Below are 20472 nucleotides of genomic sequence, written 5' to 3'. Positions count from 1 at the left end.
ATTCTATTCTTGTATAAACTGGCTATTTTTAAAGATTTCCTTCGGTGAAAGGCCAAAGCTTTGTTTAAAAAATTTTGAAAAATGAGCAGAGTCACTAAAGCCAGCAGCGATAGCGACATCCGTAATACTTCTTCCTTGCGCTTGAGCTTCCACTGCCCTTTTTAATTTTTGCCAAAGGATATACTTTCTAAATGTAACCCCTACTTCATCCTTAAATAAGTGTAGTAGCCGACTTTCTGAAAGGGCAACTTTAGTGGCCACATCCTTGAGCTTTATTTCATCGAGGTTTTCATAGGATTTAATGATATCAAATAATTTAACAATTCTTTGATCCATCTCTTTATCTGAAAGAAGCCCCAGCTCCTTTAGGAATTTTTCAACACTATTGTGATTGATATCTTCAAGCTCTAAGTCCCTAAGCTCAACAATCTTATGATCTAATTTAAAACTAGCTTCATCATCTATGAGAATATTTAGATTGTGGCATGCTTCACTTAGAAAGCGATGTTTTTTTAGAGAAGGAAGGTAGACGGCCATCTCTTCGAATACACCATCTTCTGTTTCGTATTTTAAGGGGCATGAATCGAGAGAGATCGAAATCTGTTGAGCAATATGAGAGTGAAACTCAACATTTAAGGATTTAGATTCAATAACAGTGAAATAGTCGAAGAGGTAAATTTTACGATTCATGGCCCTATTATAAGGGCCATTTGAATCAATTGCTAGTTTGTTATGCTGCGATTTTTTCTAATTTTTCAACAGCTGTTTTAATTTGTTCACTCTTTTTAACAAGATCTTCAACTTCACGAGCAGAAGTCTCTTGTGAACTCTTTAGTTGCCACTGAGATTCATTAAGAGTGTTAATCGATGTATTTACATCTGCAATACCATTTTCTTGCTCTGAAAGTGCACCAAGAATTTCATTACACATGCTAGAAGATTCCATTGATTGGCCAACCAGCTCCTCAAGGGCATCACGACAATCAGACATTAATTTCTGACCTTCAAGTAAATCCTTTTCTGTTACCTGAACAAGGTTTTCAACAGTCTTAGTCGTCATATCTGTTAGCTCTTTCACTCGACGAGTTGACTCTTCAATGATTGTTGCAATTTCAATGGCAGACTCGCCGCTGACTTTAGCAAGGCCTCCAATTTCTTCGGCCACAACACTGAATCCCTTACCGTGCTCACCTGCTCTCGCCGCTTCAACAGATGCATTGAAAGAGAGAAGTTTTGTTTGGAAAACGATATCACTAATGACTTCAGTCTTTTCTTGAATATCATTAATTGTATTTGAAATATCATTTAACTGAACACTATTGTCACGAATAACTTGAATAACTTCTTCATTATCTTTTTTAATAATATCAAACGATTGAACTAGTCTTAAGATTTTCTCTTTAGATTCGTTTGAGATATTTGCAGTATGTTTGGCAAGGCCACTTGATCGATCGGCGTTATCTCTTGTTGAGTCAACCATTGACTTTATTTCAGTGATGGCCGCTGCAACATTGTCCACAGAGTCAGTTTGCTTACTGGATACATCGAGGATTTGCCTTGAGCTCGAATTAATATTATTCGCAATGCGCTCTAGTTCAACATATTCTGTCTTAAGATTTCTAATCACGTTTTTAATTGGCGAGATAAAGTTTGCATACATTGAGTGGGCATTCCATAGAGATAGCCCCAGAGCAATGGCAACACAAATCATAAGTCCAATAAGAGTACTCTTTTTAGCTTCAAAGACGGCAACCTTTACGTCATCAATATAAACACCAGTTCCGATAACCCATCCCCAAGGAGCGAAGTATTTGATATAAGAAGTCTTTTCAATGACATCACCTTCTTTCTTACGAGCGCGGTAATAAGTGAGAGGCCCTTCCCCCTTTTCAAGTCCAATTTTTAGAAATTCTTTATAGAGATAAGTTCCCTTCCCATCTTGGTACTTGGCCATATTATTTCCGACTTTATAAGGGTCAGCACCATGAGCAACGACATTTAAATTCTTATCACTAACAAAGAAGTAGTTTTTGCCATCATAACGAAGGGCCTGTAGTAAATTCTTTGCATGTAGCTTTGCTTCTTGTTCTGTAATCTTTCCGGCCTGTGACTCATCATAAAGATACTTCACCATACTATAGGCGTTGTGAATTGCGACCTTTACGCTCTCATTCTTACCATTTCGGGCAGTCGAGTTAATCGATGGAAGGGTCACAGCAAATAGTAGGACAACAAAGACTGCCGATGACAAAATTGAATAAACTGACGCAGAAAAGAAGTATTTGATTCTCTCTCTTAAACTAACCATTAGTTTTCCTCCTAAATACCTCTTACTCCTCGTCAGTTTACAGAACAAATTAATGAACCAAACTCAATTATTTTTATGATTTTAATCAGGGTTAGAAAAATGTAAACTTTAATGAAGTTGATGCTTATCCCTAATGGAATTATCTTAAAAAGGATGTTTTTAATGAAAAAGCTAGTTTTCTTTGTCCCAAAGGCCAATGCAGAAATCGTCAAAGATGCGGTTTTCGATGCGGGAGCAGGGACAATTGGTAATTATGACCGCTGCTCATTTGAAGTAGAGGGTGTGGGGCAATTTAGGCCAAATCAAGAGGCCAATCCACATATTGGAAGAAATGGTGAAATAGAGAAAGTTGTCGAATTAAAAGTTGAGACAATTTGTCCAGATAATAAAGTCAAAGAAGTCTTGGAAGCGCTCAAGAAGGCCCATCCCTATGAAGAGCCTGCTATTGACCTCTACGATCTCGTTAACTTTGATTAGTTTGGAGGAGAATAGATGACAGCACTAAGTGAGAAAACTTGTATCCCATGTCAAGGAGGAGTTCCTCCCCTGCCAATGGATGAGAAACTTCAATTAAAGGATCAACTTGATCCTCGTTGGAGCTTTTCTAATGACAAAAGAAGACTCAGTCTTGAGCTCCCATGTGACAAATTTGATCAACCTATGGCCATAGCAAATGAGATTGCAAAAGTTGCAGACGAACAGTGGCATCATCCAGACCTCTTCATTAGTTTTGGAAAATTAAAGGTTGATCTATGGACACATAAAATTGATGACCTCGTTGAGAGCGACTTTATTTTTGCCAGCAAGATTGATCAGATTTTAAAGTCACATAAGCTTTAGTGCTAAGTTATAAACAAATGGTATAACCTCGATCGCAATTAGGATGATAATAATGATCTCCATTAAGTGGCTTTTGCGGTTATTTACTTCTGCCATATACATCTGAGAAACATCTAGAAGGTTCTTAAGCTTCTGGTCAACAAGAGATTGCCATTGTTCTACTTGTAAACGCTTTAAGCAGATTCGAAATAAGCGAGCATAGTAGATATCACCAATAACTTTTACAGAGTTCTCAATTCGATCAACTAACTCACTTGTCTCAAAGTACAACTGACTGGCATCCTTAGCAAGCACTGATACCTTACTAAAGATGGATGGGTTCTTTTCAACAACTTGTCGATATAGCCCAGATAATTTCTTATCGAGAAGATCATCGAAATAACGGAGTTCAAGAAGCTGAATATTTGCAAACTCAATAACATCACAAATATCATGGCCATCAACTTCAGAGTAGACAAAGGCATTATCCCAATCAATTGCCACAAGATCGTCAGGTCCATAACTAACAGTACAATCAACAACAGGTGCTAACATTGCCGGACTCAACTTTACATTCTTTTCCATCGCCAATAATTGATAGACGAAAGAATCTTCTAGCCAGTAATCTTTATTATGATACTTAGGAGAAGTGACAAAAATACTATATTCTTCACTTTGCTCCCATATTTTAGGCTTTACGAGTGACTCTCCTAGAGACTCAATAAAGAAGCTTATTCTTTCACGACAAAAATTCTCAACTGAATCCCCTTGAGACCAATTCTCAACCCATTCAATTAATTCTTTCTTGTCCACAAAGAATGGACATTCGATATCCACAGAAAAAGAAAGAGCACCATAGCTCCATAATTTTGCCGTGACGGCCACTTTCAAATTCTCAATCGAATGCTCTCCTAAGAAGACCACTAATGGTGGATCCTGAAAAAGCATATTCTTGGAAGGCCTATTTAGACTAAATTTTTTAAGAATAGTAAGGCTTTTAAGCTTTTCATAGGCCTTGTCTAATAATACCTCATGAGCAATATCAAAAATTCGATAAACCTTAAGGACACCCATCTTCTTATTCATAAATCACCGATACCAAGATTAAGAAAAAAGTGAAATAACACATTTAAGCTGTCCACTTCCATACTTGGCCATTTTTTCAAATTCATTAATCCCCACGGGGATATTAATATTATCAACCTTGTCCTGATTATCTTTCAAATCAGAGTCGTTAAAATAAATAAATTCATCATCGATATTCGTAATAACAATCCAATGAGGTACCTTCGTTTCAGTTAAGCGATAAGCACTTATTAGAACGAGGGCCAATCCTCCGCCTTCTATTATCTCACGAATTTTAGCGATGCCATAATTTTTAAAATGGGTTTTTACACTTACTTCTTTGAGCTTTTTTTCAAAATTTCGTTGAACGAGCTCAATAACCTCTTTCTTCTTTTTATCCCTGACAGAGTCTGTAAAAAGTGAAGACTTGCGATTAATATAAATCTCCGTTTTAAGCCCCCTCTTTGCTGCGGCCAGGGCAATCCCATGGGGGCCACATCCGCCATGCCCTGAGGCCATATAAATAGTTGTGGCCTCACGCCAGAGGTCTAGCTCAAGTTCTTGATTTAACTTTATCTTAGGTTTTAAAAATTTTAAGGCCATCATTAAGGCACTTGGCCCGCAGGTAAAGTCCGTCGTTTGCTGGTAGTAGGCAATATTTCTTTTGGCCTTGGCCGGGGCCTTACGGATACGCTTCTCATAGCAAAGAGCATCTTGGTGATCTTCATAATAATCTTGTTTTATTTTGAATTCTTTATAACCAAGTTTTTCATACAATGAGATAGCACCTTTATTCGTTCTCTTAACTTCAAGACGTAGGTATGAGCAAGAGTGCTCTTGCCCCACCTTTTCTGCCAATAACATAAGCTTTTTGGCAAGGCCCTGTCCCTGAAAGTCACGACTAATAGCAATCGAGTAAATTCTCCCTAAGGATGTCCCACGATGGAAGAAAATGAGAACATAGCCAGCAATAACCTTGTTAACAAGGATCAGCTTTAGGGCCCCATGGGACTTAGTAATGGCGTATTTAAAATTCGTGGCGCTCAGGCGATCGCCATCAAAAGACTCCTCTTCAATTTTAAGGAGTGCGTTCAGATCTTCTAAGGTTGCATCTCTAAAAATATGCATAAAAAACTCTCGCTTTTTTTTTATAATTTATATTATTCTTAGATAAAAAAATATCTTTATTTTTATGTGGAGATAAAAAAAGATGGAAAAACTTGTTGTCATCGTTGATCGTCTAAAAGACTGGCAACCCTACTTCCCTACCGACCAGGTCATTACGGCCAAGGACTACCTATCAAAAGAAGAGTATCATCAACTTAAGAACCTTAGGGTTTTGAATTTATGTAATTCTTCCAAGTACTTATCCCTTGGTTACTATACTTCTCTTATTGCTGAGGCAAGAGGCCATAAGGTCATGCCCACAGTAAAAACCATTAATGATCTTTGCAAGAAGAAGCACTATACATATGATCTTGACGAGCTTCAAAGCTTGGCCCAAGAAGTGGCCACAAAGTATATCGACAATAAAGAGGAAGTTCGCTCAATTGCTTTTCGAGTATTCTTTGGAGAAACAAAAGAGAAGCTCTTTAGAAATATTGGCAAAGTAATATTTAATAACTACCCTGTCCCTATTTTTGAGGTACGTTTAGTATTTAACAAGATATGGAAAATCAACTCCATTGTACCTATTCACATAACTGACCTTAATGAAGATCAGGAGACTTTCTTTGCCCAACATCTTGAACGTTTTAATAATCGTATCTGGCGTCTTCCAAATACCAGAAAACAATACAAGTATGACCTTGCAATCCTAGTGGATGATAAGGAAAAGCTTCCGCCGAGTAACCCTGAGGCGATAAGAAAATTCATCGATATTGGAAATAAGAACGGACTCTATGTTGAAACTATTTCCAAATATGACCTTGCACGAATCAATGAATTTGATGCCCTTTTTATTCGAACAACAACGTCTCTAGTAAACCCGACCTATGCCTTTGCAAAGACAGCTGTTGATGAAGGGCTCGTTGTTATTGATGACCCCAATGCAATCTTGAAATGTACGAATAAGATCTATCTTCACAATCTATTCAAGAAGAATGGAATTAACACAATAAAGAGTGAAATAGTCAGCGACTATAGTGATGCAACACTAGATCTTTTAGAAGAGAAGCTTAAGTTACCAATGGTTCTAAAAATCCCAGATGGAAGCTTCTCGATAGGAGTTTCAAAGGTTGAAACAAGACAAGAACTTAAAGAAAGTCTTAAGGAATTCCTACAAAAATCGGCCCTAATCCTAGTTCAGCAATTCCTATATACCGATTTTGACTGGCGTATTGGTGTTATTAACAAGAAACCATTCTATGCTTGCAAGTACTTTATGAGTAAGGAACATTGGCAAATCTATAATCATGCCAGTGGTGAAGAAGACAGCTCAGGGGATTCACAATGTTTAGCAATTGAAGATGTCCCACAGTATGTAATTGATACTGCGACTAAGGCCTGTACAAAAATTGGTGACGGACTCTTTGGCGTTGATATTAAAGATGACGGAAAGAAGGCCTATGTTGTGGAGGTTAATGATAATCCAAACTTAGACTTTGGTGTGGAAGACGAGTTAATTGGCGACGAGCTTTATGAAATTGTCATCAAGCATTTCATTCACAAAATTGAACAAACTAAGAATCTTTATTAGAACCATAAGTGTGGCCTAGCCACACTTTCTTTAATGCTTCATATAGAGCTTCATTAATATGCATTAACCTAGCATCTGAACTTTGCCCTAAGAGATATATTTGCTTAGCAAAATCCCCGATAACAGGTGCTTCATTTGGATCAAGTGTCTTTAATCGCTCAGGATACGCTTCTTTTAAGCGCTTACATATACTCATTGTTTTGCTCCCGTTCTTGTCACGGTAAGCAGCAACACCAAATGAGCGACAAACGGCAGGCCTTGTTAAATAATTCATACAATAACCTTTAGTCCCATCTTCAGAGTTACGATGATAAAAGACACAAGTTTTAGAAGGAGTCCCTTCAAGTTCTTCTAACAACTCTTCGACTCTTTCAATTCCTTCGTCATTAAGAAGACGAAATGCACTAGGTAACATTTCTGAAGTTGAAGCAGATATCTCCTGACTCAAGCAACATGCTCCACATCCACTAAGGCAAGGAAGTTCCTTGGTCAATTGATAGCTAGAGAAAGTCCTTGCAGACTCTTCAAAGATTGATTCAATATGCTTAGAGATCTCTTTATTTAAACTCACAAAACCTTCAACATGTAAAAACCGAAGGCCATTCTATTCATAAAAACTTAATTGGCAATAAAATTCGACATGCAAAACCACTTAAACAATTTCAACAACTTAACATTTAGTAATTTATACAACATAACTACTCTAGATAAATTTTCTAGAGTATAAAGCATCCATGAAAATCTTAATCGCTACCCTACTTCTAAGTTTCACAACTTATGCAAAAGTCTTTAATGTTATGGCCCCACTTCTTGTTGGTGATCCTAATAATTTAAATTCTGATTTTTCAAAATACCAAATTGAAGACTTTAAAAGACAGCTTCATGAAATGAAGGCCCTGGGGGCAACAGGCGTCAGTACAGATATTTGGTGGGGATTAGTTGAAAAAAATGATAACCAATTTGACTGGCACTACTATCAGGTCTTAAGTGATTTAATTATTCAGGCAGGCCTTAAATGGGTTCCAATTCTTTCCTTTCACCAATGTGGTGGAAATGTAGGAGATACTTGTAACGTTCCTATTCCAAATTGGCTCTGGGGTAAGTATGGACATGATGCCATGTCAAAGTCGGAGCAAGGAAATTACTCGAAAGAATTCTTATCTGTTTGGACAACTCAACAGGCCCTAGGTGAATTCTACGATGTTATGCACTCATTTAATTATCACTTTGGCCACAAGATGAATCATATATATGAAATCAATGTAAGTCTTGGGCCGGCGGGTGAACTCCGTTACCCATCATACAACTCTCATGACAATGGCACAGGTTATCCGACGAGAGGAGCAATACAAGCTTACTCAAGTCCCGCAATTGAAAGTTTTCAAAATGCAATGAAGTCAAAGTACAAGAGTGTGCAAAACTTAAATCAAGCTTGGGGCTTTCGGCTTCAAAACTTCGCTCAAGTTTTTCCACCAAATCCAAATTTCTTCTTTCAAAATAATGAACAGTATACTCAATACGGTAAGGACTTCTATCGCTGGTACTCTAATAGCCTAAGAGAGCATGGGAAGCGAATTCTCTCTGCGGCCATTGATGTCTTTAGAATCCATGCACATATTCAACTAGGCTTTAAAGTTCCCGGTATACACTGGCGAATGGCCCCAGGAGGAGACCGTCTAGCGGAACTGAATGCAGGTCTCATTTCAACTGATAATGATATTTATAGCGACCAAACTGGCCATGGCTATAACCGTATTATTGGCCTTGTTAACGAATTAAAGGCCGAAAAGAATTTTTATAATATCAACTTTCATTTTACTTGCTTAGAAATGGATAATTACGATGGGCCAGATCATGCTCAAAGCTATGCTAAGGCACTCGTTTTTTGGGTTGCCCAAGAAGCAAATCGCCAAGGCGTTAGAATTCTTGGAGAGAATGCACTTGCTGGAACACTCTACTCACAAAGAGCATGGGATAATATCGCCGATGCCCTATATTTCGGAAATTATGATGGTGTGACCTTTCTTAGAATGGGAACGATCCTAAGTAGTGGCCTTGCCAGAGATAATTTCTATCGACTTACTCATCCACACTAACTTTCTTTAGAAGAAAGTCCGTTCTTGCGCTAAGAGTATCGTAATTTTCTCTTGAGAGCTTCCCTCCCAAAAGAGAGAGCTCTCTTACGCTATCACCTAGAACAAAATCACTATACTTATTATTCAAGTAAATGACACTTGAGTTGACCCCTAAGACCATTTGATCGCGTCTTGTTATTCTCATGGACTGATCGATTGAAACTTTTTCTAAGTTTTTAAAATATCTTAAGAAATAATAATTCCCAACAATTGACCATTTCCCTTGAATAAACTCGGCCTTACTACTTGGTTTTTCAGAATAATTAGTCTCAGAAGAGAACCAATCATTCATTGAATCGCATTTAAAACTTCCAATAACACGAGAAGCATAGGTATAGAGTCCTTGCCAACGAGTGATGCTCAAAGACTTTAAATTATCACATTCCAAAGAAGATGAATTTTCACTTTCCGTTTGCGCAAATTCAAATGGATGATAATCAAAATTAGATGGACTATATTCAGTTTTATTAATTACACTTTCAATCCAAGTTTTATAATCCGGTAAGAATGTATACATCCCTTTTCCAGAAGAGCAATCGAGGTCCTCAACACCATCAAATGCAGCCTTAGCATACCCTTGAGTTGCACCAATTAAGAACGTCTGATTATCAATTGTAATTGTAGCAGGACCACCTGAATCCCCACGGCATGCTCCACTCTCATCTTCGTATAGAAGAATTGAGCGCTCTAAAAGATTACGCCTAATGGCCGTAGCTGTAACATCAACTTTTTTAGGCTTACCAACAACGCCGTTTGCATCTTGACCGAAGCCAATTAGCTTAACTTTCTTATTTAGAACTTCATGACTTTCTGATGCCTCAAGAATTTCAATAACCTCAGCACTCTCCGGAGCAGCTTCTTCTAATTCTAAAATCGCAATATCAAAATTGTGACCAAAGTCTCCTCTTACACTTTCCAGACCATGCATCTCTAACAACGCATCCTGTGCGAGGTATGCTTCTTTGATATTAATAAACTTAGGCACCTCAGAAACAAAGGCCACCTGCATATTTTTATAAGAGCTACCAATTAAGCAATGGGCCGCCGTAATAATATGATGTTTTGAAATTAAACTTCCTGTACAAAATGATTTATCAAGATCATTTTCTTTAGTAATGGCCACTGTATATTTGAGTTCATTGGCCTGAGCAGAGAGTTTCTCTCCACCAATAATGGCACCTGATTGTGTGTTAACTTTCAAGCCCCTTTCAGAACAAGAAATAAGTGATAGAAATAGGGCAATAAATAATGGGGCTTTTCTCATGCTAAGAATGTAGCAAAACAAGAGAGTGACATGTGAAACTTGGCCTAATTCAGATAGTAATTATATGTAAAAACCTTGGTCAGAACTAGTCATTTCAAACAGTTAGGAGAATAACGAGATAAGTAAATCTTATCCACTCCCTATTCATAACTACTTTATTTTACTACAAAGCAATATGAGAAAAATAAAACTTCTATTCCTAGCACTTATTCAATTATCAATCTTTGCCATCTCGTTTGAGGGTCGAGTTCTGTATATTCACGATGGTGATACCATGACAATTTATAGTGACTTTCTAGGAAAGAAGAAAAATATTCGCATGCTAGGAATTGATACACCCGAGGTCGACTTCAACGGAAGTACTCAAGGGCAGATCTCCCTTGATGCCAGAGACTACCTCAGAAAGCTTGTTCCAATTGGAAGTACTGTTGTCATTGACTTGGGAAGAGATGGAGACCTAAACACGCGTCGTCTACTTGGTACAGTTCTATACCAAGGCCAAGATATAAATTTAGAAATGCTAAAATCAGGATTAGCTGTACCTTACTTTATTGAACCTTTTGATAAAGACATTATGTACGAATATATGGCCGCTTCCGAAAAAGTCTTCCTTGAAGAGATTGGGATTTACGCACTTAACGTCCAGCTGCCATATGAATTTCGCATGAGTGTTCAAAATCGTATTGGAACAAATTACGTCGGTGACTTAGAGACAAAAATTCTTTATTCACCTGAAGATGGCCACATAGTGCCACCTTACCGCAGGCTCTTCATCCGATCATTTGAGAGAGCAAAGCAGTTAGGTTATAAGTTATATTCAAAATAAGCTATTCACATACGTGTCTAATAATTTCACTTACACCATCACCTGATTCAACTTCAGTTGTATAGATGAATTCATTGTCTTTAGGCCCGTATGCAATGGCCTCCTGCTGATAGAGCTTCTTAGTCGTTACGATTCTAAAATCATTTTTTGCATCTAACTTTCTTGCATTGAACTCTTTTAAAGAATTGAACTCAATATTAAATTCAAAAACAGCTCCATAAGTTAGAACAAGAAGTGTCTTACCGTCTTTAGAGATATCCATTGCCGTCGCAATTCTTCCCCAAAGGTTGTAGTTATAAAGATGATAAGGAAGATCAACTGTAGCGACCTCCTCTAATTCTGCCTTCTCATTTTTCTCGATAGCTTTAGCAACTTTCTTTTTGCCTAACTTAAAAAGCTTTGCAGGCATAGCACGGCGATTTTCTTCGTCCACAATCTTAGTTAAAATATAAATATCACCACTTGGATGAACAACCATACTCTCAGCATCGTACTTTTCTTTATTAGGATAAACGAAACGTAAGACAAACTCTGGCTCAACCTCAGTAGTATCCGCTTTCAATTTCATCTCATCGATGGCGACAATTGAAAGAAATTTTCTCTTCTTACGATTATCTCCAATATCTGCAATATAAACACACTTAAGATCACCACATGGCCCTAAAGACATATCTTCCATATCATAAGGCTTGAAATTGTTGACCTTAACTTTCTTTGTATTCTTTCCAGAAATCGTCGTCCAAAAAATCTCCGGCCCAGAGCCAGAATCATTTAAGTTATACATACGATCATCATGAATTTGTGAGATTGCAATCCCAGACGTCTCATTTAAAACTGAAGTATCAAGGCTTCCAATAACCTGTGGACCAGACCATTTCTGACAAATAGCAAAAGTTGAAATTGACACTAGAGTAAGTGTGAGTAGACGTAGCATAGCTCCCCCAAATTGTTGCTGGACTATTAAATCACTCGTCGTTTACTATGACAATACACATGCATGGAGAGATTAAATGCTAAACTTTAAGGCAAAACCAATAATTGCAGTTATTTATCTGCGCCCACTACTTGGCTACGCGAGTCATCCAGGAATAAATCAGGTCATTGATTACGCCCTTGAAGACCTTGAAGTTCTAAGAAAGTGCGGAGTCGATGCGGCCCTCTTAGAAAATGAGCACGACAGGCCTTATACAGTTGAGGCCTCTAAAGAAGTTATTGCAAGCATGAGTGTTGTGGCCAACATGGTCCAAAGACAAGCGGGCAACTACCCAATTGGCTCAGAGTTTTTAATCAATGATCCAGAAGCTTCCCTTGCAATTGCGAAGGCCGGTGGCAATTCTTTTATCCGTACTGATTACTTTGTTGATCGCATGGCACGTGAGGAATACGGCGGAGAGATGAAAATTGATCCTCAAGGCCTACTCAATTATCGCAAAAAAATCGCAGCAGACGATATTCAACTCTTAACAGATATTCAGGTTAAGTATGCAACCATGTTAGAAGAGAAAACCCTCGCCCAATCTGCTCGCGAAGCTTACGAGTTTAAAAGTGCTGCGGCCGTTGTCTCTGGCCGCGAAACAGGAATCGCTCCAAGTATAAAAGAAATCATGGAAGCAAAAGAAGGCGCACCAGAACTTCCAATTATCATTGGCTCAGGTCTTTCTCATAATAATCTAGATGAACTCTATCCTGCTCTTGACGGCGCTATCGTTGGAAGTGCACTTATGACAGACACTCGTATGGATTATGAAAAAATTGCACCATTTATGGATATCGTAAGAAGGCTTAGACAATAATGTATACCTTCATTGGCGATGCAGGTTTTGATGATTATACATCCGTACATGAAAGGCATCTTGGTGGTTGTTCTTTAAATGTGGCCACGCATTTTATGCGCAATTCAAATTCAAAGGCAACACTAATCTATCCCGCAGCAAGTGATGGCCAAGTAATTATCAACCATTGTCAAAAAGAAGGTATTCAGGCCGTTCCACTTTTTCGAGAGGGAAAGACTCCGGTTCAATTTATCGAGACCTTAGAAAGTGGCGAAAAGAACTTCACTGAATACAAAAGTGGTGTGCTTGAAAACTTTCAATTCACCAAAGAAGAACTTCAATTAATTAAAGAGCTTGAAGGTCATATCGTCTGCCCTCTCTACTCACAGATCCTTCCATTCGTAGACCAACTTATTGAAGCGAAACCTAGGGCAAAGTTTATTTTTGATTTTCATGATGCTCAAGGCTTTGAGATTGAAAAGTATTTAAAGGTAGCCGAGTTGGCACTCTTTGGACTAACACCAAGTCATGATCTTGAATTTTATCTTAGGGAGTTTGTAAAAGCTCATAAAATATCAGTACTCATCACAAGAGGTGCTGGTGAAATTTCTTTCTTTAATAAGAATGAATCGATTAGTTATACTCCTCAACCTGTTGATGTCGTCATCGACTCCACAGGAGCTGGCGACGCATTCCTTGGCGCATACCTCGCCCACAAAAATCTTGAAAAAGCCTCCCATTACGCAAAATCAATTTTATCAGTTAGGGGCGCGGGTACGAATCGAGATTTCGAAGACTTATAAATCAAAATCTGTATAATTAGCCCTCTTTTGCCCATACCCTATGAGATTTTAGCAACTAACTACTGGAATTCTCGATTCGTACCCGCGCCCCATTTTGAAAAAACTTAATATCAAAATGAAATTTAAATGCGTAAAAGATCTTAGGCGCCTATTACCTCTACAAACAAGTGAGGTAAATATGAATCAACTACTAATTAATTTTAAAGAATCAAAAACAATAAATGAATTATCGGAAGTATTAGATACTGGATGGCAAACGTATAAAGACAATGCCTTAATATACAGTGGCTTTACACTGGCCTTCACTCTACTAGTCTGGATACTCTCCGCTATTCCATTTTCTTCGTGCCTTATCACACCATTTTACTTAGCAGCAACTTACACAGCGATCACAAGATCAGAAACACAAAAACAACTTACGATTTACGATTTTCTTTCGATACCAAAAGAAAAATTCAATTTAATTTTTATAACGGGCTCTTTATCGACACTGATTACTTTCTTTGGCGTTATTCTTTTTATTATTCCAGGAATTTATTTCTTTGCTTCTTATCTCTTCGTTATGCCTTTAAGTCTTGAACAAGATGAACAAAATACAAAAGCATGGGATCTACTTGAGAAAAGTAGAAAAATCTTTTCAGAAAACTATCAAATTATATTAGCAGCAACACTCACCTACCTTGTTCTTGCTCTACTTGCAGTGCTTTCACTTGGACTAGGTCTTTTTATCGTAACACCTCTAATCGCATGTATTAATTATCAGCTCTATAAAAAACTTAAATTGCAAAATGTGGCGCTCTAAGCGCCATTTTTTTTTAGCGAGGAAGTAAATAATGCCAAAGAAGAAGCTAATTCGCCAAGGAGATTATCCTTACCATGTGACGACACGAAATAATAACCGAGACTGGTTTAGTATTCCCATGAATGAAGTATGGGATATTTGTAAAGAGTCTTTAATTTATGCGCAAGAGAAAGAAAAGGTACAAATAAACTGTTTTATTCTCATGTCAAACCACTACCATCTCCTACTGACTACTCCCGATGAAAATATCGATCGCTTTATGATGCATTTTAACTGGCGAATTAGTTATTTAATTTCTTTGAGGACAAGTAGAATCAATCATAAATTTAGTAATCGTTATAAGTGGTCTATCGTGGCAGATCAAAATTATCTTTATAATGTTTATCGCTACCTTTACCAAAATCCGATACGGGCAGGAATCTCTGAAGCTTGTATTGACTATCCTTACACATCACTACACTTTTCAAGACTTGAGGCAGAGCTATTTCAGTATCGGCCACATATCGATTATGCAGGGGCAAAACAACTAATTGAAAGAAGGTATGATACTGAATTTGATGATTGTATTAGAAAGTCTTTAAAGAAGAGCTACTTCACTCCAAAGCAAAGTATATCTGCACTATATCTAAAAAGACTCAAGGACTTCAAGATTACAATATAAGTATTGGAATTCTCGATTGGTACCCGCGCCCCTTTTAAGGGACATAAAGTGGCTTAAGTTTTATTTCACCTTTTTCAAATACGATTTCATGAATTGAAGAAATAAATCGATGTTCACTATCTGCTTTCTTTTCTTGAAAGATAATATATTTGAAAACTTCAGAAACCACGAGGGCCGCCTCTTCTAAGTTGTAACCGTATGAGGAAACGACTGACTGGCGAATTAAGCGATCAATTGTATTAACAGGACCACTACCACCAGCACATGCAACACCAACGGCATTATTTCTAACGAGATCAATATATGGGTAACTCAATCTTTCATCTAAATAACTAAGAGTAATATAATCACTTCTGCTCTCTTCCGCAGCACTCATGACCTCAAGAATAGAGTCAGCATCTTTTCCACGCGGCATAAGCCTTGTCACTAAGTTTCGATAAAAAACGATCGATGGAGTGGTTTCAATTGAAACCAGTGTCTTCTCTTTTGGCAGAAGGTTTAGAATTGTATTATAAAGAGTCGTCTTACCTGAACCAAAGTCACCTGCACAAAGAATACCTCTGTTTGATTCAACAATTCCTGTAATAATCTCTTTTCCTTTTTCTGTAAGTGCATTTAATGAAATATAATCTTCTAGAGATAAAATTTTCTTAGGTAGTTTTGTTAACTTAAGAGTTGGCCCTTTAATTGATATTGGCGAAAGAACAACTGAAACAGTTAGCACTTCTGTTATGTACCTAGAAAAGGAAACCTGTTTATCAGTTATACCGAAATTTTCCTTAAGAGAATTGATCACTCTTTCGTACTCATCTTTATTATTGAAGCATTGAACAGACTGCCACCCATCAACTCTTTTTACCGATACATCATGATAAGCACCGACACTGATCTCATCAACTGATTCATCACAAACAAATTTATATAAACTTCCAAGCACTTCTTCTAATTGATCTTTCATCATTTCTCCTACAGTTATTATCTACTGTAAGCATATTTGCTATTTCAAAATAATTCACCTAGGGACTTCCCTAGGACGCCTCTAACCATTTGAATTTTAGAGCATTTGTGACAGCTTCAGTTCGCTTACTAGCTTGCGTCTTTTTGAATATAGAGCTCATATGATACTCAATAGTCTTTTCTGAAATCGAGAGAGCATTGGCCATCTCTTTATTTGTGTAACCAAGTGAGACCAACGCCAGCACTTCTGCCTCTCTTGCTGTTAAGGGGTTCTCTGGTGAGATCGCTGATTGATCAACTGATTTTGTTAAAGATTCCAAGGTTTTAGCTACACGATTTAGACATAGTGATTGATTTTTACCACGTGAGTAAAGACGACATTCTTTAGCTAAATTGAGTAACTCTGCCTCTAAGGTTTTTATAAAAATCTCCCCATTAAACCAAAAACTTCTAAATAAAATATCTCCTACTATTCCTATCGGTTACTAGTCCCTAAATAATTAACTTATCTGAGCAACAATCACCACTAACCCACTGAAATCTCGATAGGTGCCCGCGCCCCTTTTAAGTAAGTATTACAAGAAGCAGTGTCAAATAAACTAAATAGAGTTAATTAAGTAGGTGTATCTAAAAATGAGAGGGACAAATGAAGATTTTATCGTTAATTGCCATTCTATTTACTCTAAATGCATCAGCAGGTTGCCTAGAGGATCAAACAAGTTGCGACTATGAATTTCAAGGCTGTGTGAACTTTGCGATTCAAATGCCATATGAAAAAGATATCACTCCAATGCTCTATCGCTGTCAGGAGAAATACTTAACAGTAATCACTTATGAACAATGTATGTCAGTGGCAGAAGAAATGATCTTTATGAGAGACAAAAACAAGGCCCGCGCAATTTGTGGCACACAGTTTGGTGGAGCTTTTAACTTTGATCAATGCCTAGCTCATGCTGAGGCACAGGCCTACACAGAAGATATCACTCGCCTTGGGCTTGAATGTTTTGAAAAACAAAAAGAAACAATCACCCTAGCACAGTGCTCACAAGTAGCAGCACTTATGCACTTTATAAAAGATAAGAACTATATAAATCGTTATTGCTTTGAAAAGTATTTTTAAGAAAAGCCTCCGATCGGAGGTTTTTTATTTTCGTATTAATTCGATATAAGCGAACATTGCTCTTCGTTTAAGCTTTTTCGAAAAGCCAAGAACCTCATTGGTCGATGAAACACCAGCATAAACTGATATCTTCTTTTTCTTATAATATTTTAAGGCCTCATTGTATAAGAGTTTTGAAACGCCACACCCTTGAGCATCTGGGTGAACAGAAATTGACATAATATGGCCAACATTAGTCCTTGAAATACTAGGTACAACAAAGCCAATCGCCTTACCATCCTCAACAGCAACTAATGCATCGACGTTATACTTGATAAGGTTCTCGACAAAACCAAGAAACATTTTACGAGGAAAGTTCTCACAGCGTGATGTTGTGCTGAACTTGTGAGCAAGATATTCAATATCGGCTACCTCGTCACTTAAGTCTTTGTTGAGTTTCACGACTTTAACATTTTTATCATACTCATATTTTGAAAGATACTTTAGGCCATCATCAACACTTGCCAAAAGTTCCTCACCACGACTTCTCCCACCTAAATCGAGCAACTGATTATATAATCGAGAATTTACTGGAACATAGAAATGGGCCCTTTTAATGCGTTTAACATTATTAAACACATCCTCAACCATGGCCTTCGTCTCACCTAGAGACCATTTTGGAGCAACTTGAACATCAACTTTTATAATTCTTAGACCTATATCGTATGAAGGAAAGAATTGATAAAAGTATTTATTTTTCTTCTCATCATGACGAGTATATATAGACTCATCACTTAAGCTCTTTTTAATATCATTTTTACGAATTGATGAATATTTCCTTGGTACTGAAATGCCCTTACTTTTGCAAAACTTAACGAGTGCTGAACTGTCATATAACAAATCAAGAAGTATCTTTTTCATTAAATTTCCAATAAGCTCTTAATAATTGGATTATTCATTTTCTCTAACTCTGCCTTGATATATTTCATCGAAGTTGCAAAGCTTCCATCATTCCAAATGCTTGAAGCATTCTCTTCTTTTTCTTCAATTAATTGCTTTGATGTCAGTCCAATCTTTTCAGTTTGAATTCTAGTAATCACTCCAATTAGCTCTCCAGTATTGCGGTCAACGATTGGAGACCCTGAATCTCCACCAGAAGCATCACAGCCTGTTGCAATTGAGAAGACCTTATCAAGCTTTTTAACTTTATCATCACCAAAGATGATTTGGCAGTCGTTAGAGTTTTCATAGCGAGCAAGTCCTAGTTTCTCATTATCAAAGAAACCGAACCCTACTGTTGTTAGAGGTGTTCCCTCTTCAGCTACTTTATCGAAGTTAAGCTTAACTGCAGAAACAGTCTTCATAAGGATTGCTTCCTTATCTTCCATATTGATTGATACAATTGCAAAATCAATATCATCGCTATAGAAGATTAGCTCTTTTGCCTTCAAAGAAAATTTTGGCCCTGCAATAAAATGAAAGAGCATATCATTGAAATTTTCGCGATCAATAACATGGGCGGCCGTTGCAACAAGGTGCTCACCTTCATACTTACCAAGATAGAAAGCTGTTCCAACATTTGTAAGTGTTAGCTTATTCGCTGTATTCACAACACCAAGACCAGTGATAAGGATTGAGCTCTTAAGCTCTTCAACATCTGGAGTGTCATTTTCACCAATATGAGTACGATTCCATTCATCACCAACTACATATTCTTTAATATTGAGGTCCTTTCTTTGATTTGAAAGAACATATTTTAAGTAAACACTAGGATAGTTGATATTTTCGTAAAGCTTAATAATGGCCCTATAGATCGAAGTTGAAGAACAAGTTCTTTCGATACGATTAACCTGTGTTACATAACCCCTAATACGATCTTTTCTCAGATCCATAAGATTCGTAATATATATGCCATCGACACTCATTACCTGCATTATTCTTGCAATTTCTTGAAGTGAAGATAGTTCTTGCTCTTCACTACATAATTCTGCATGAGAATTGAAAGTAATTAAAATAGTAATAAGAAGTGATAATAATCTAAAGCGCATTTTTAATTAAACCTTTATTAGAGTTAAGCTTTTTCTTTGTTAAACGGATTAAACGATTAAGAGAGATAAACTTTTCTTTTCCCTTACGTTTACATAGGCCATCATCTTGAGTCGCTATCTCAATTACGGCCTTACGTACATCTTCGTACGAATAGTTTGTATTCTTATATTTGCGGTTGACGCGATTAACGAATGTAAAAAAGAGGTTGTTTTCGCGGCTATACTTATTCTCTTGTAGTTCAAGAACTTCTTCTTCTATTTTTGAGTCAATATCCTGATTAGCAATTTCTTCTTCTGACAATTCCGACATCTTTAAAATGATATAAGTTCCAATGATCCCTTTCTCGTTCTTCAAAATATCAAAGAATGAAGCAACCGCTGTAATTCCGAGAACAACAGGTATTGAAAATGGAACAAAGGCCACAATGAAAACTGCAACAGGATGACTAACAACCTTTGCTAGCCAGTAATAGCCTTTTAACTTATATACCCAATCATTCTTGTCCTCATTGGCCGACTGATCCTTAGGGTACAAAGACTCGATCTTATCCTTATAAGCATCCATACACTGGTAATCAAAAGTGTTGGCCTGAACAGTACTCCATAAAATTGAAATACATAAGAATAGAGTTTTAAGTAGTTTCATCATAGTTGTAAGATTGAGATTAAATGAATTTTTAATAAATTACTTAAGATTTGAAATATCTACGCCTGTGTACATAGAGTGAACGGCCTTTAATTTCTAATAATACCAATCACTTGACTTAATTATTTAATTAAACATTCTTTAATCCATTCTATATATGTCGTTACCGAAGAAGTAGTTGTGGAAAATAAGCTTAATCTCGACATTCTCTTGGAAAATATTGATGGCATTGCCTATCGATGTCTAAATGATAAGCATTGGACAATGCTCTTTATGACCTCGGGGGTTGAGAGGATCCTAGGCTATAAGGCCGAGGAGTTTATCAATAATAAAGAATTATCCTTTTCAGATATTTACCACCCCGAAGACATAACAAGGGTCTGGAATGAAGTACAGATGGCCATCGATAATAAGACGTTCTTTACTATCGAGTATCGAATAAAGCACAAGAAAGGACACTATATTTATGTTTGGGAGCAAGGAATTGGCATATATGAAAATGACGAGTTAGTGGCCCTAGAAGGCTATATTTGTGATATCACCATAAGAAAGCTTACTGAAATGGAGCT

The 20472-nt window shown here is 37.1% G+C and carries 23 protein-coding genes; 11 read left to right on the top strand and 12 right to left on the bottom strand.

The annotated features are described in order from the left end of the window. Window positions 1–3 precede the first annotated feature (3 nt). Both ABMA79_RS02650 and ABMA79_RS02645 read right to left on the bottom strand, forming a co-directional pair. Window positions 4–690 (bottom strand): helix-turn-helix domain-containing protein, encoded by a 687-nt coding sequence (locus ABMA79_RS02650; RefSeq protein WP_393090082.1) that lies wholly within the window; start codon window positions 688–690, stop codon window positions 4–6. 40 nt (window positions 691–730) lie between these two features. Next, the gene (locus ABMA79_RS02645; protein ID WP_393056281.1) at window positions 731–2308 is read right to left on the bottom strand and encodes a methyl-accepting chemotaxis protein; all 1578 of its coding nucleotides are present in this window, start codon (window positions 2306–2308) and stop codon (window positions 731–733) included. Window positions 2309–2470: 162 nt separating this feature from the next. Here ABMA79_RS02645 and ABMA79_RS02640 point away from each other — a divergent pair, with 162 nt between their 5' ends. Continuing rightward, complete coding sequence (locus ABMA79_RS02640) at window positions 2471–2785, top strand: NGG1p interacting factor NIF3 (RefSeq protein WP_393056283.1); 315 nt, start codon at window positions 2471–2473, stop codon at window positions 2783–2785. Window positions 2786–2800: 15 nt separating this feature from the next. After that, the gene (locus ABMA79_RS02635) at window positions 2801–3148 is read left to right on the top strand and encodes a 4a-hydroxytetrahydrobiopterin dehydratase (protein ID WP_393090080.1); all 348 of its coding nucleotides are present in this window, start codon (window positions 2801–2803) and stop codon (window positions 3146–3148) included. On the opposite strand, the gene ABMA79_RS02630 is transcribed toward ABMA79_RS02635, so the two are convergent. Beyond that, complete coding sequence (locus tag ABMA79_RS02630; RefSeq protein ID WP_392907087.1) at window positions 3134–4213, bottom strand: hypothetical protein; 1080 nt, start codon at window positions 4211–4213, stop codon at window positions 3134–3136. The genes ABMA79_RS02635 and ABMA79_RS02630 overlap by 15 nt on opposite strands. Window positions 4214–4231: 18 nt before the next feature. After that, window positions 4232–5320 (bottom strand): GNAT family N-acetyltransferase/peptidase C39 family protein, encoded by a 1089-nt coding sequence (locus tag ABMA79_RS02625; RefSeq protein WP_393090078.1) that lies wholly within the window; start codon window positions 5318–5320, stop codon window positions 4232–4234. 82 nt (window positions 5321–5402) lie between these two features. On the opposite strand from ABMA79_RS02625, the gene ABMA79_RS02620 reads away from it, so the two are divergent. Beyond that, on the top strand, window positions 5403–6890 hold the full coding sequence (locus ABMA79_RS02620; protein WP_393090075.1) for a RimK family protein: 1488 nt from the start codon (window positions 5403–5405) through the stop codon (window positions 6888–6890). Here ABMA79_RS02620 and ABMA79_RS02615 read toward each other — a convergent pair. Continuing rightward, entirely contained in the window at window positions 6874–7461 is a 588-nt protein-coding gene (locus ABMA79_RS02615; protein ID WP_393090072.1) for a YkgJ family cysteine cluster protein, read from the bottom strand. The genes ABMA79_RS02620 and ABMA79_RS02615 overlap by 17 nt on opposite strands. A gap of 163 nt (window positions 7462–7624) precedes the next feature. On the opposite strand from ABMA79_RS02615, the gene ABMA79_RS02610 reads away from it, so the two are divergent. Continuing rightward, window positions 7625–8986, top strand: coding sequence for a family 14 glycosylhydrolase (locus ABMA79_RS02610; RefSeq protein WP_393090069.1), 1362 nt, complete (start codon window positions 7625–7627; stop codon window positions 8984–8986). Here the strand turns inward: ABMA79_RS02610 and ABMA79_RS02605 are convergent. Continuing rightward, a complete protein-coding gene (locus tag ABMA79_RS02605) occupies window positions 8970–10289 on the bottom strand; it encodes a S1 family peptidase (protein ID WP_393090067.1) in 1320 nt (439 codons plus the stop codon). The two genes, ABMA79_RS02610 and ABMA79_RS02605, sit on opposite strands and share 17 nt — an antisense overlap. Window positions 10290–10464: 175 nt before the next feature. Here ABMA79_RS02605 and ABMA79_RS02600 point away from each other — a divergent pair, with 175 nt between their 5' ends. Next, a complete protein-coding gene (locus tag ABMA79_RS02600) occupies window positions 10465–11115 on the top strand; it encodes a thermonuclease family protein (RefSeq protein ID WP_393090064.1) in 651 nt (216 codons plus the stop codon). Between the two features lies 1 nt (window position 11116). On the opposite strand, the gene ABMA79_RS02595 is transcribed toward ABMA79_RS02600, so the two are convergent. Then, window positions 11117–12049 (bottom strand): hypothetical protein, encoded by a 933-nt coding sequence (locus ABMA79_RS02595; RefSeq protein ID WP_393090061.1) that lies wholly within the window; start codon window positions 12047–12049, stop codon window positions 11117–11119. 76 nt (window positions 12050–12125) lie between these two features. Here ABMA79_RS02595 and ABMA79_RS02590 point away from each other — a divergent pair, with 76 nt between their 5' ends. The 4 genes from ABMA79_RS02590 (at window position 12126) to ABMA79_RS02575 (ending at window position 15153) form a co-directional block, all read left to right on the top strand. After that, window positions 12126–12908: a BtpA/SgcQ family protein gene (locus tag ABMA79_RS02590; RefSeq protein WP_393090059.1), complete on the top strand. Its 783-nt coding sequence runs from the start codon at window positions 12126–12128 to the stop codon at window positions 12906–12908. Continuing rightward, window positions 12908–13690, top strand: a complete 783-nt coding sequence (locus tag ABMA79_RS02585) for a carbohydrate kinase family protein (protein WP_393090057.1) — start codon at window positions 12908–12910, stop codon at window positions 13688–13690. Before ABMA79_RS02590 ends, ABMA79_RS02585 begins: the two co-directional genes overlap by 1 nt. 178 nt (window positions 13691–13868) lie before the next feature. Then, window positions 13869–14492, top strand: a complete 624-nt coding sequence (locus ABMA79_RS02580; protein WP_393090055.1) for a hypothetical protein — start codon at window positions 13869–13871, stop codon at window positions 14490–14492. Window positions 14493–14523: 31 nt separating this feature from the next. Continuing rightward, entirely contained in the window at window positions 14524–15153 is a 630-nt protein-coding gene (locus ABMA79_RS02575) for a transposase (RefSeq protein ID WP_393090052.1), read from the top strand. 34 nt (window positions 15154–15187) lie between these two features. Here ABMA79_RS02575 and ABMA79_RS02570 read toward each other — a convergent pair whose 3' ends face one another. Together ABMA79_RS02570 and ABMA79_RS02565 are read right to left on the bottom strand one after the other, a co-directional pair. Then, window positions 15188–16111, bottom strand: a complete 924-nt coding sequence (locus ABMA79_RS02570) for an ATPase, T2SS/T4P/T4SS family (RefSeq protein WP_393090050.1) — start codon at window positions 16109–16111, stop codon at window positions 15188–15190. Between the two features lie 70 nt (window positions 16112–16181). Next, complete coding sequence (locus tag ABMA79_RS02565) at window positions 16182–16430, bottom strand: response regulator transcription factor (protein WP_392856645.1); 249 nt, start codon at window positions 16428–16430, stop codon at window positions 16182–16184. Window positions 16431–16756: 326 nt separating this feature from the next. On the opposite strand from ABMA79_RS02565, the gene ABMA79_RS02560 reads away from it, so the two are divergent. Continuing rightward, window positions 16757–17230, top strand: coding sequence for a hypothetical protein (locus ABMA79_RS02560; protein WP_392856647.1), 474 nt, complete (start codon window positions 16757–16759; stop codon window positions 17228–17230). 24 nt (window positions 17231–17254) lie between these two features. On the opposite strand, the gene ABMA79_RS02555 is transcribed toward ABMA79_RS02560, so the two are convergent. The 3 genes from ABMA79_RS02555 to ABMA79_RS02545 are packed head-to-tail and all read right to left on the bottom strand — an operon-like array spanning window position 17255 to window position 19906. Then, entirely contained in the window at window positions 17255–18130 is an 876-nt protein-coding gene (locus ABMA79_RS02555; protein ID WP_393090047.1) for a GNAT family N-acetyltransferase, read from the bottom strand. Beyond that, a complete protein-coding gene (locus tag ABMA79_RS02550; RefSeq protein ID WP_393090044.1) occupies window positions 18130–19257 on the bottom strand; it encodes a serine protease in 1128 nt (375 codons plus the stop codon). Before ABMA79_RS02550 ends, ABMA79_RS02555 begins: the two co-directional genes overlap by 1 nt. Next, window positions 19247–19906, bottom strand: a complete 660-nt coding sequence (locus ABMA79_RS02545; RefSeq protein WP_393090041.1) for a hypothetical protein — start codon at window positions 19904–19906, stop codon at window positions 19247–19249. The genes ABMA79_RS02550 and ABMA79_RS02545 overlap by 11 nt, the downstream gene beginning before the upstream one ends. 177 nt (window positions 19907–20083) lie before the next feature. On the opposite strand from ABMA79_RS02545, the gene ABMA79_RS02540 reads away from it, so the two are divergent. After that, the coding region (locus ABMA79_RS02540) for a PAS domain-containing protein (protein WP_393090038.1) at window positions 20084–20472 on the top strand (389 nt) is incomplete at its 3' end.

Source organism: Halobacteriovorax sp. HFRX-2_2, assembly GCF_043196705.1.
Taxonomy (GTDB): Bacteria; Bdellovibrionota; Bacteriovoracia; order Bacteriovoracales; family Bacteriovoracaceae; genus Halobacteriovorax_A.
The sequence above is the reverse complement of the archived record's forward strand: the minus strand, read 5'-3'. Positions and strand labels throughout refer to the sequence as shown.